This window comes from Virgibacillus salexigens (genome assembly GCF_014905415.1).
Classification (GTDB): Bacteria; Bacillota; Bacilli; order Bacillales; family Amphibacillaceae; genus Virgibacillus; species Virgibacillus salexigens.
The window spans coordinates 1-357 of record NZ_BNEO01000058.1 but is presented as its reverse complement, the minus strand read 5'-3'; the positions used below and the strand labels follow the sequence as shown (position 1 = coordinate 357).

The following is a 357-nucleotide window of genomic DNA, read 5'->3' as shown; positions in this document are numbered from 1 at the left end:
ACCGTATACGAGCTGTACCAAATACAAAAATCATCGACGTACAATGCAGGGGTGACAAGCGGCCCAACACAATGCACCAGCCCATCGATGGCGATGAGGCGCAGCGTGACGCTCAACACAGAACCTTGTGGAACGCCGTTCTCTTGGATCCGGGAAGAACTAAGGGAGGTGCCGATTCTAACTTGAAACCGCCGTTGAGATAAAAACTGACGAATAAAAATTGGTAGGGACTCTAGAAAGCCCCACTCATGTAGGGTACGTAAAATGTGACTGCGCCAAGCAGTATCATATGCCTTATCCAGATCAAAATAAACGGCGACTAGGTGCTGCCGTTTAAAGAAGGCCTGTCGAATTGCC

Annotated in this window: 1 protein-coding gene; it reads right to left on the bottom strand. The window is 49.0% G+C overall.

The genetic code is table 11. The features are described 5' to 3' along the window. Positions 1-357 (bottom strand): reverse transcriptase domain-containing protein (locus JKP73_RS22210; protein WP_200411989.1); only part of this gene is annotated, 357 nt, incomplete at both ends.